Genomic DNA, 9,993 nt, shown 5'->3' on the forward strand with positions numbered 1-9,993 from the left:
GATGCGAGTGTGGTAACCCACATCCTTGCCGGAGGTCTTCTCTATGTCACGCGTTCACAACCTCCCGAGGAACTACAGTTAGCTCCCACACGGCTTGACCGTCCTCCGGGGTGAGCGCGTAGATGTTCTCAACGTGCGTGCGCGGAATCACGAGAACCGCACCCGCGTTACCCGGCCACCACTTCGGCGCGATACGCGCAAAAGCACGCTCCGTGACGGCAACGACATCCGAAGGTTGATTCCGCTCGTTGAAGATGCCCCGCTGAAGTCCACAGAAGGGGCATACGTAAGCAGCCGGTTCATGAGTAACGGAGAGCACGCACGATTGTCCCATGTGCCCCGGGTACGCAGTGTGTGAATCTCCGCGGAACCGCGTCCGCCGGAAAACCCTGCCGACCGGCAGTCATGACGATCGTCTACGGAGTCCGCGCCCCCTCCTCGCGCGTGTTGCGCCACAAACCGAGAAACCCGTACGCGGGACTTTGCTCGACGGGCGCTCAGTATTCTGAGCGGATCCAATCGGTGACGGGTTCGAAGGTAGCGTCAAGATTCGGCGGCGTTTCACCAAGGGCAACGACGCTCGTTAGTATCAGCCCGCGGTCGTACTCAATTCGCTTTGTGGCGATGCCGGTGAACCGATCCACCACCATCGTCTGTCGCATTGCGGGGTCTTCCCCGTGCTCAAGCGTGAGAAGTAGCGAGCTTTGGCCGATGCGTTGAAGAAGGACCGGACGGAAGTGCGTAGGACGATTCCCCCAGAGCAACAACTCGGTTGGCCAGAGCATCTTCAGCTGTTCTGGTAGAGAAGCGATGAAATCCAGCTGACGGGGCTCGCCGCCCCCGTAATCGACGACGCCTTCGACGTAGGACCACCTCGCTCCGTTGTCGCGCACCATCTCCCAGGCCGCTGCCGGTTCGCTCACCCAGAATCGAAACTGATCGATCCCAAGCCGACCCTGACTCACACCCTCGACCATGAGAGTGCGCGGCGCAGCCAACGCAGCAATTTCGGAACGCACTTGTTCGGCATCCGCGACGTCCAGAACGCGGTCATAAAGCATGGTTGCCAGTCTGCCCGCGCCGACCCGCGATGGACAACCGTCATCAGCGTCATCAGAACGACCTTGCCGTCCGGCGCTCCGTCTGACGGCGGCCGCAGGGCAGGCCTAGCGAAGCGGGTCTGGCGGCACTTGAGTGAGGCCCGTGGCCTGGCGACCTTCCCATCGAAATCGTCAGCCGCCACGCGGCTGTGAGCTCGGGTTCTGGACCCTGGCGCTCACGACCGGCAACCTCGCCACCGAGAACGATCGTCTCAGACAAGTTTTCCGCCATCCGCTTCCAAACGGCTGCCGCAGATGCTTGTCATGACCTCCGAACGGCAGACGTTGTCGGCGGATCTTGTGAGACACGCTCGGCTTGTTCGCGCGGTGCCCGGGCCGCCTCGGACGGTGGGATTCGTGAGACTGCCGTGTCTGGGCAGATGATACTCATCCGCCCCGGCAGGTGGCTATCGTTTGGAGCGTGCGCCCGCTCTGCTCAATACAGCACTGGCGATGATGAGGATCACTGAGCCGGTGGCGATTCCGAGGACGGCGGCGGGGACCGTCGTAGCTTGGATCATGATGCCTGCGAGAGCGCTGCCGAGTGCTGCTCCTACGTTGTGGCTGGTGTTGGCCCAGGTTGTCGCTGAGTTCTGGCGGTGCTCGCCACCTTCCTGGTGGGCGGCAAAGTAGGCCACGATCATCACTGGGGAGAAGAACAAGCCAGCTGCGGCAAGAACAACGGACACGGCAACAGCCCCGGTCACAAGCGCAATGACGGAGCTCACGACGACCAGAGCGGCCGCTAAGGCCAGAAGCTGCCGCATCGGTGACCCGGGTACGCGAAGCGCTCCATAGAGAAGCCCGCCGGCTGCGCTACCTCCGGCAAACAGACCGAGTGCGATGCCTGCTGCTGCCGGGCCGCCGGCGCCGGCGACGACAACGGGGACGCTGATGCTGAGGCTGCCGGAGATCGCTCCCGCAACGAGTGTGGGTATCAAGATCGCAACGAACCGGGGTTCGAGGAGCAAGGGCCGTTCGCGGGTCCCCCGCTTATCCTGTGGAAGTTGTGGTCCCATGTCCCCGACAGTGCGCGTGGTGACGAAGAGAAGGCCGCCGACGAGAACGAGAGCGGATGGGACCAGAAGCGCCGCACCGGGAGCGATGAACGCGAGGGCAAGGCCTGTTGCGGCGGGACCTCCGAGATAGAGCAACTCCTCGACAACCGCATCAAAGCTGAGACCCTTTTTCAGAAGCTCACTCGTCGGTGCGAGTCGTCCCCACGCGACGCGCATGGTCGGCCCAAGCGGTGGCGCGACGGCCCCAGCAACGGTCGCGAGAACGAGGAGCGTCCCGCCGTCTAGTTGATAGAAGGTTGACAAAGCGATGGCGGCAAGAATGGCGCTGAACAGCACAACCAGTACCGCAAGGATGCGCCGGGCCCCGAAATGGTCAATAAACCATGCACGTATGGGGGCGAGGAAGCTCGCTCCCGCGCCGTACAAGCCGACGGCGATACCGGCCAATCCAACAGAGCCGGTCACGTCGGTGACCGCGTAGAACAGGGGAAGAAAGACAAGCGCGTAGGCGCCTCTGCCAATGAGGGCGGCCCCGAAGGTTCCGAGAACTCGAGGCAGTCTGAGCACGTCGATATAACGTGCCGTCCGGGTGGACTGCATGATGGGTGACTCCAAGCCAATTAGCGCGCTGTCAGCGCGCTGAAGAGAAATGATCGGTTGGGAGAGCGACGTCTGAGGTCGCTGTCACCGATCAGTCACAGGAAAGAAGCACGCGCTCACTCTACCGGTGCGCGATCGGCGCTCCAGAGCACCTGCCGAAAACGATCGTTCTCGGTGACGACTGGACTCCGATTGGAGGTGCGAGCCAGACCGCCCGCGCGTGGTACGAGTGTGAAGCAGCCCAAGGCCCGAAGTTTGTCGATCCGAACGAGCACTTGGAGGAGGCGTTTCGCGGCCGAGAGCTGTGTCGCGGCTTAAGCGATAGTTGCAGGCGGATAGACGTGAGCGTTGAACTAAGACGCTTCGACGTCACGTCCACGCAATACGATTCGACCGTGACTTCTGAGAATCAGATCGGCCCCGACGTGTCAATCGCCAGCGCACCTGAGGATTACGATCCTGGGCGCGTCGGCCTGATCCTAACCGCGATCCAGATCTTTGTCACGGGCTTGACCACCTACATCGTGATCGCGATCTGCTCTACTGCCGCAATCGGCTACTCAGAGGGGTTGCAGCTCTTCGGAATCGCGCTGGCCTCCACCCCGCTCACCGTCCTAGCCTTTCTTGTCGGGCTTCCCCTTCGCCTCGCTCCGCGCGCTCGTCGCTGGTGGAGGGAACACACGTCCTGGTTCCTCGCGCTGCTCGGACTCGCTGTCGTCTGCATACTCCTGTCGTACGTCGTGGGTGACGCCGGACCGATCAAGTACGACGAAGCCGACTGGCCGCTCGTTGACGGCTACGTCCCGGAGTGGCGGCTGCTGATCCCGTCCCTCGCTCTGATGGCGTTCGCCACCATGCATCTTCGCCTCCCACCGCGCCGGCGCCATCAGCCCACCTGAGCGAGTGCAGTCTCGGGCTGAACGACGCAACGCCCGAACTCGAGAGCTTCCCGACGCATAAGGGCTGCGCCGTATGCCCCGGGACTGCTGCACGGTTTATGGCGGCCGGGATCAATGCCGACCGCCGTTGTACCGGAAACGATTGTGTTCGGCGGAGGCGTCCGCGCTGCCTGGCGCGGATCACCCCCGCGCACGGATGTCACGCTTCCTTCCGTCCCGGCCATGTCTCAGGTGAAGCAGGCCACAAGATGGAGATGACCATGATCAGCGATGATGAACTGACGAGACGGCTTTCGGCCGAGAGCCGACGAGGCGAGCAGCAGCCGTTGCCGTCCGGAATGGTCGCGCTCCTCGTTTCAGAAGCTCGGTCTGAAGCAGCAGCTGCGTCATGGAGAAGACGCGCCTGCGCGGCAGTTGCTGGCGCAGCTGTGATCGGCGGCGGAGTGTTCGCAGCGCCGGCTGTTGCAGAGACCATTCGGCACTTCATCGCCCAGACCGAGATCGTGTTCGGCGGTTCCGAGGTGATCGAGGACAGCGAGTTCGTTGACACCTCAGCGTCTGATCTGGGCGAGTACCTCGAATCTATCTATCCAGCGCAGCTTCAGCTGGCGCCGGGCCAGACCAAGAAAGGTCTGATCGAACAGGTGCGAGCTGCACACTCCGCAGAGCCCGGTGTTACACAGCGAGTCGGGTTGATCCGGAGCTTCGAACATGCCGCGTACGTCGGTTGGATCGAAGAGTGGCTTACTGCGCACGATGCTTGCGACAAGACCCGTATGGCGGCCGCGGCGAAGGTGATCTCCGACGCGGCGACATGGCCTGCGTTCGTCCAGACAGACGGCGGCGGAATCACGTACATCATGGCCAGGTTCGGGAAAGAGATCTCCGCCGAGGACGTGCAAGCGGCGCAGGAACTTGCACAGATCGAGGGGGCTTCGGGCTGGGACGGCGTTGATCGCTCCAACAGACCTGACTCGTACTACGAGACATTCTTGAATGACTATGAGGCGAGCAAGTGAGCGCCACGGACGTGAACGAGCTGCCTCCGGCCGTGACGTCCGCGCGGCCCGCGGCCTCCCTCGACATCTTGATCGCCGAACTAGTGCCCGATCTGCTTGGATATTTCACCAACCGCCTCACCAACCGTGAAGACGCCGCGGACGCCGTCGCCGATACTCTTCTCGTGCTGTGGCGGAAGCAAAAGTCTCTACCGTTGCTTCACGAAGATGCCCGCCGATACGCCTTCGGGATCGCGCGACACGTACTCCAGAGCACACGTCGAGGAGCAGTCCGCAGGAACGCACTCGCCGATCGTCTCCGCGCTGTCGTGCGCGAGGATGCCGTCACCAACCCTGAACCCGACCTCGAACTTCGAGCTGCCCTGGCAACCCTAACGGCGAAAGACCGCGAACTCGTTCTACTCGTCGGCTGGGACGGGTTCACGGTCGCCGACGCTGGCCGCGTTCTCGGCTTAACCCCGGAAGCTGCGAGGGCTCGTTACTCTCGTGCGCGCGGCAAGCTCCGTCAACAGCTGTCATCACCCGATTGACGGTCTCCAATAACCCCCGCCGAAACTAGGTTGGGGCGCACGATTACGGCGCTGGTCCCGAGCTATGTAGCGCGCCGCCGCCGTAAACGATCGTTTTCGGCAGGCCCTGTGCGGCTAACCCTTCCCTCCAACTCGACGGCGAGTCTTGAAAGGCATGTGACCCGCCAACCTCTTGCTAGCTTGGCTGCGTGGTCGTTGACGAAAGATCTCTTAGTGGCCGGCACCAAATTCTGTCTGCGTATGTGGCGGTTCTGCAGGAGCCAGATCGCCTTCTTGCCGTGTGCGCTTCGGTGGAAGGCGACGACGATGAGTTGCGAGCGGCTGTGGCCGAGAACTTCACCCTGAGCGAGATCGAAGCTGATGCGGTTCTCAGGCTTCAGGTGTCGCGTTTCTCCCCCGCTCAGCTGCGGAGAGTCCGACAGGAGCTCACCGAAGTAGAGCAACGCCTTTCTGAACTCAACCCATAGTCACCCGGAACGGCGATTCGTGACCTCAGCCTCTTCACGCAGCCGCTCGAGCACGTGGCGGTACTCGGGATCTCCGGTCGCATCGCCCTGCGAGTGAACTTCCCAAGCACTGCCCCCGCACTTCGTCTCAAGAAGCTCGATGATGTCCTCGTACGGCGCCGCGAACGTCTCGGGAGAGGCGAACATGTTGACGGAGACCTCGGCAAGCGTGAATCGATCAAGTTCGGTCACGATACATACTCAGCATCTGCACTAACTGTCGCAACGGGGGTGCGCCGTTGTTGCCGAAGCTGTCGCTTGCAGTAGTTTCCACCGCTCTCGTGGATATCGCTCGCTCACCGGAGGAGAACCGGCATGGCTAGACCACGCGTCAAGAATCGAGTGCGTCTGTCTTCGATCGATGGCCCGTTGCTGCTGTCGCAACGGCTCTTCACTATCACTCCGCCTGCGGGATCGACACTATGCGCGCTCATCGTGCGTGGCGGCTCATGCGTTGGTTCTCAGCGCTACATTGACGACGAGTATCGTCGGGGCATGGTGCGTATCAAGCGGTTGGGCAACGAAGCCGCAACAACTGGACGTTCAGCGCTGCTACTCCCGGGAGCTGACTACCCTGCACAGGCACCGCTACTGTACTGGTCCGCGGCCGCACTCGCTTCCAACGGATGGTGCGTGTGCGTGGCGGAGTGGGAAGACGGCGATGGAGACTTCGCAAGTCCGTATCAATTGATCGATCGCGCTTTCGAGCTTCACGCGGCGGAGGCATCGACTCAGCCTGATCTGGTGGTCGCCAAGTCGCTCGGGACTTTCGCATTGCCGCGCTGCGTTGACGAGGGTATCGCTGGCGTGTGGTTGACGCCTCTACTCAACAAGCCGGAGGTCGCCTCGGCGCTGCGTGCGGCGGACCACAGGCACCTCGCGATCGGCGGGACGAAGGATCGCCACTGGATACCGGAGGCTGTGCCAGGTACGAACGCCAAGATAATCGCATTCGACGACGTCGATCATGCGCTGCTCCATGACGATTGGCGGACGTCGATGAAGCTCCATTCCGATATCGCTGCGGAAGTTGACACACACGTTCAAGGGGTCTGACGGGAGGCCCCGAAGTCGACGGCGGTCGAGGCGATCTGGCGCTGCCGGAAACGTGGCTCTTCGCATTCTGAGGTGTAGCAGAGGGGCGGCGGCTGGTTCGCGGATAGACGTCGAGGTCTTCCAGGATGGAAGTTCATGCACCACCCATCCGCCGGAAGACCCGGCGGGCGCTCGACGGTGCGAGTCTGCTCTGGCCCAGACGGCAGCGCCACAACATTCGAAGACCACGGACGGAGCTCCTCTCCATGATCATCGCCATCAGCACCGCAATCCCTCTGCTCATCGCGGGGGTCATCATGGTGTGGACTGCCTATCGGGCGTACCGTCGCGCCCTCCCTATGAACTTCTGGATAGGCATCAGGACCACAACGACCCTTCGCTCCGTGGACGCTTGGAGTCACGGACACGCCGCCGCCGCGGTTCCCATTGCGATAGGTGGGTTCGGCCTCATCGCCGCGGCCGCAACCGCTGTCTTCGTCGGTGAGGACTACGCCATCGGTGCGGCCGCCGTCGGCTGTGCCTGGATCGCGATCTGGCTCGTCATCGGATCAGTGGTGGCAGGAAAGGCCGCCCGTCAGGCAGAGAACTCTCCGAGCGATTGATCGACGATCGGGCTGTCCGAACGATGTCGGGCACGCTCGGTGGGAGGCCTCGGCCGCGAGCAGGAGACGGGTTGCGCGCCAGAAACGCGCCGAAGCCGTACCCGTCGAGATCACAGACGCGACCTTGCTCACAGGTCGACAATCCCCAACTCGGAAGCTCCTGCAACGTTTGCACGCATCCCGGGCATGTATTGGTAGATGCTCTAGGAGGGGTCATGACTCGTACGAATCTGGACGAAGCGCTTGATGGCATGGCAACGAGCCTGTCTGGCTCGGTGGTGTCCGAGGCCGAACGTATCGCTGACGAAACGATGCCGAAGCGACTCAGCGCCGGCAGAAAGGTGCGTGGCAGATGGCTACTTCCGGCATGTGTCGCGGGCGGGGTTTTGCTAACCGCTGGTGCGAGTACCGGGGTGATTGCAATGTCGCACTGGGCAGGAGTGAGCATGCCGCTCGGAAACGTGCGCAACACGGCGCCGATTCCGGTGACGTGGGTCACTGAAGACGGTCACGCGGAGAACTGTCGGGCATGGATCGAGGTGCGCAATCCCCATCGAGGCGATGACGCGACTCTGGACGACGCGATCGTCTCGCACAACTGGACAGGACTGGGGCAGCACCTATACGACACAGAACCTCCTAGAGAGGGTGACAGCGATGGTGAAAGCCGCGTCGCCCTTGGCCTGGAGCCGATCCTCCGCGCATTCGTACAACAGACTTTTGACGACATTCACTGGCTGAGCGAGGGCCACCGTGCAGGCCCCCTTCCAGATTCGGACGCCCGAACCGTGGACGCTATGGGCATGATCTGTGGTGCTGCGGGATGAGCACGAGCAAGTCTCGCGCCACGGCCGCGGTCCGCGCGCACGCGGCCGATGTGCTGGCCTACCTGACTCGGCGCGTCGACTCACCGGAGGATGCTGCAGATTTATTGTCCGAGGTGCTCCTGATCGTATGGAAGCGGATCACAGCGCTCCCCTCCGATGACTCCGAAGTTCGTCCATGGATGTTCGGGATCGCGCGGAAGGTTCTGCTTCGTCATCATCGGACCATGCAGCGCAAGCATGCTGTGGCTGATCGACTACGAAGCATGTTGACCGTCGCAGAAAGTCCCGCCTTTTCGGATCGTGATGATCATGCAGACCTTCGAGACGCCCTAATACGTCTCGAACAGGTTGATCGCGACATCATCGGCCTCGTGCACTGGGAGGGCTTCTCGCTCAAGGATGTAGGGCGGATCATGCGCATGAAGGAGGGAACGGTCCGGAGTCGCTATCACCGCGCACGCGCATCGTTGAGAACCTACCTGGCGGAACGCCCCGAGGGCACCACCTCTCCAAACGACGAACCCACTGCCGCTGCCGCTGTCGTAGAAGACCGTTCACGACAGGACCTCGTCGACAGCTGAGGGCGCAATAGTTCGGGTGCCACGCGCTGTAGAGCAATCCTCGACAGCAGTTGCTCCATGAGCGGTAGCCGCGTAATGAGATCCGAGTTCTCCGGGCTGCCGAGTAGCGTCATCCCATGCGGAAACCGTTCATGAATACACCGAGGCAGCTCGAGTCTCTCGATGGGCAGCAGTACCTCGTGCTCCGTCCTACCTCAAGGCTGGCGGATCGGTACGCAACGGAACAGGGCAAGGCGTTGGGGCTAGCGGGGCTTCCGCACCCGCACAGCGGCCATGTGACGCTACGAGGCTTCTACGAGCCATCGCGCCTCAAGGAACTCAGCGCGCTCGTGCACGCCTGGGCATGTGAGCAACAGCCAATCGAGATCATCGGCCAGGCAGTCGATGCGTTCCCGGCCCCTTGGCAGATCCTCATCCTTCGGCTCGCTCGTAGCAGTTCCCTCGTCTCCGCCTACGCGACATTGACCGACATGCTGGACGCCACTAGCTTTCGTCGACTTGGTGAGCTGCCCCTGGCCGACTGGACCTTCCATATGTCCATCGTTTATGGCGAAACGCTGTCGCGTGAAGGCTGGAAGGCAATCGAGTCCGCACGAGTTCACGAGTTCGAACAGCCGCTGCACGAGACGGTCACCGAGGTAGAGCTTGTCTCGTATGCTCACGGTGAGGAACACAGCGAAGTCATCCAACTCGGCCACTGAGGCGCACGTCGCCAACGCGCCGTGCTCGGTGAGCGCCGGCGTTCTCTTGCCAAAGACGACCGTTTCGGCGGATGCCGCCCGTCGGTCAGGCCGGAGGTTCTACGTGGCCGAGATCGCATGGGCAGTCTTCCCCCACGACGAGAACTCGAACCCGCTCGCGGTCGACTATTTCGATCGGCTCCGGCCCCGCGCTTCGTATTCGTCCTTCGCGGACTACCGCTCCGCTCGCCTCCGGCAGACACAGAACGGGTCGAGACGTTCGTATGGCGTGTGATCGGGCTGATTCTCGCTGCTCCGCCGTGTAGTGCGGTAGGACGTCTGCGCCGCCGAGTAAATCGAGCCCACTGGTGTCGGACAGGCCAACTTCATTCGGGTGGGCGTGAGGAACGAATCGGTGACAACTGATCGTTGGTGTCGGGAGGGGCTGGCGGGAAGGATGTCATCATGCCCGGTCCCTATCCCAGAGAGTTCCGCGGGGACGTCGTCGCTGTCGCTCGTAGCCGTGAGAGCGGCGTCACCATCAAGCAGATTGCGACCGACTTCGGTATCAGCG

General features: G+C 62.3%; 12 protein-coding genes. 9 read left to right on the plus strand and 3 right to left on the minus strand.

Annotated elements, in window-relative coordinates:
* Positions 1–497: 497 nt before the first annotated feature.
* Complete coding sequence (locus ACLD0U_RS14365; protein WP_206821260.1) at positions 498–1,061, minus strand: hypothetical protein; 564 nt, start codon at positions 1,059–1,061, stop codon at positions 498–500.
* Between the two features lie 446 nt (positions 1,062–1,507).
* Complete coding sequence (locus tag ACLD0U_RS14370) at positions 1,508–2,719, minus strand: MFS transporter (RefSeq protein ID WP_410341025.1); 1,212 nt, start codon at positions 2,717–2,719, stop codon at positions 1,508–1,510.
* Between the two features lie 341 nt (positions 2,720–3,060).
* Between ACLD0U_RS14370 and ACLD0U_RS14375 the strand changes: the two genes are divergently transcribed.
* From ACLD0U_RS14375 to ACLD0U_RS14390, 4 genes are all read left to right on the plus strand, one after another.
* The gene (locus ACLD0U_RS14375; RefSeq protein WP_410341026.1) at positions 3,061–3,618 is read left to right on the plus strand and encodes a hypothetical protein; all 558 of its coding nucleotides are present in this window, start codon (positions 3,061–3,063) and stop codon (positions 3,616–3,618) included.
* 260 nt (positions 3,619–3,878) lie between these two features.
* Positions 3,879–4,637, plus strand: coding sequence for a hypothetical protein (locus tag ACLD0U_RS14380; RefSeq protein ID WP_410341027.1), 759 nt, complete (start codon positions 3,879–3,881; stop codon positions 4,635–4,637).
* Positions 4,634–5,167 carry an RNA polymerase sigma factor gene (locus ACLD0U_RS14385; RefSeq protein WP_410341028.1) on the plus strand — a complete coding sequence of 178 codons (534 nt, stop codon included), beginning with the start codon at positions 4,634–4,636 and terminating at the stop codon, positions 5,165–5,167. Before ACLD0U_RS14380 ends, ACLD0U_RS14385 begins: the two co-directional genes overlap by 4 nt.
* A gap of 188 nt (positions 5,168–5,355) precedes the next feature.
* Positions 5,356–5,634: a hypothetical protein gene (locus ACLD0U_RS14390; protein WP_224818230.1), complete on the plus strand. Its 279-nt coding sequence runs from the start codon at positions 5,356–5,358 to the stop codon at positions 5,632–5,634.
* On the opposite strand, the gene ACLD0U_RS14395 is transcribed toward ACLD0U_RS14390, so the two are convergent.
* Positions 5,635–5,865 carry a hypothetical protein gene (locus tag ACLD0U_RS14395; protein WP_410341029.1) on the minus strand — a complete coding sequence of 77 codons (231 nt, stop codon included), beginning with the start codon at positions 5,863–5,865 and terminating at the stop codon, positions 5,635–5,637.
* A gap of 303 nt (positions 5,866–6,168) precedes the next feature.
* Between ACLD0U_RS14395 and ACLD0U_RS14400 the strand changes: the two genes are divergently transcribed.
* The 5 genes from ACLD0U_RS14400 to ACLD0U_RS14420 all read left to right on the plus strand — a co-directional run bounded on the left by ACLD0U_RS14400 (position 6,169) and on the right by ACLD0U_RS14420 (position 9,440).
* A complete protein-coding gene (locus ACLD0U_RS14400; protein ID WP_206821265.1) occupies positions 6,169–6,729 on the plus strand; it encodes a hypothetical protein in 561 nt (186 codons plus the stop codon).
* Positions 6,730–6,974: 245 nt separating this feature from the next.
* Positions 6,975–7,331, plus strand: coding sequence for an SdpI family protein (locus tag ACLD0U_RS14405; RefSeq protein ID WP_410341030.1), 357 nt, complete (start codon positions 6,975–6,977; stop codon positions 7,329–7,331).
* 215 nt (positions 7,332–7,546) lie between these two features.
* Positions 7,547–8,158 carry a hypothetical protein gene (locus tag ACLD0U_RS14410; RefSeq protein ID WP_410341031.1) on the plus strand — a complete coding sequence of 204 codons (612 nt, stop codon included), beginning with the start codon at positions 7,547–7,549 and terminating at the stop codon, positions 8,156–8,158.
* Positions 8,155–8,739, plus strand: coding sequence for an RNA polymerase sigma factor (locus tag ACLD0U_RS14415; protein ID WP_410341032.1), 585 nt, complete (start codon positions 8,155–8,157; stop codon positions 8,737–8,739). Before ACLD0U_RS14410 ends, ACLD0U_RS14415 begins: the two co-directional genes overlap by 4 nt.
* Positions 8,740–8,855: 116 nt before the next feature.
* Positions 8,856–9,440, plus strand: coding sequence for a 2'-5' RNA ligase family protein (locus ACLD0U_RS14420; RefSeq protein ID WP_410341033.1), 585 nt, complete (start codon positions 8,856–8,858; stop codon positions 9,438–9,440).
* The last annotated feature ends 553 nt before the right edge of the window (positions 9,441–9,993 follow it).

This window comes from Microbacterium sp. 2216-1, from assembly GCF_046507855.1.
Taxonomy (GTDB): domain Bacteria; phylum Actinomycetota; class Actinomycetes; order Actinomycetales; family Microbacteriaceae; genus Microbacterium; species Microbacterium esteraromaticum_C.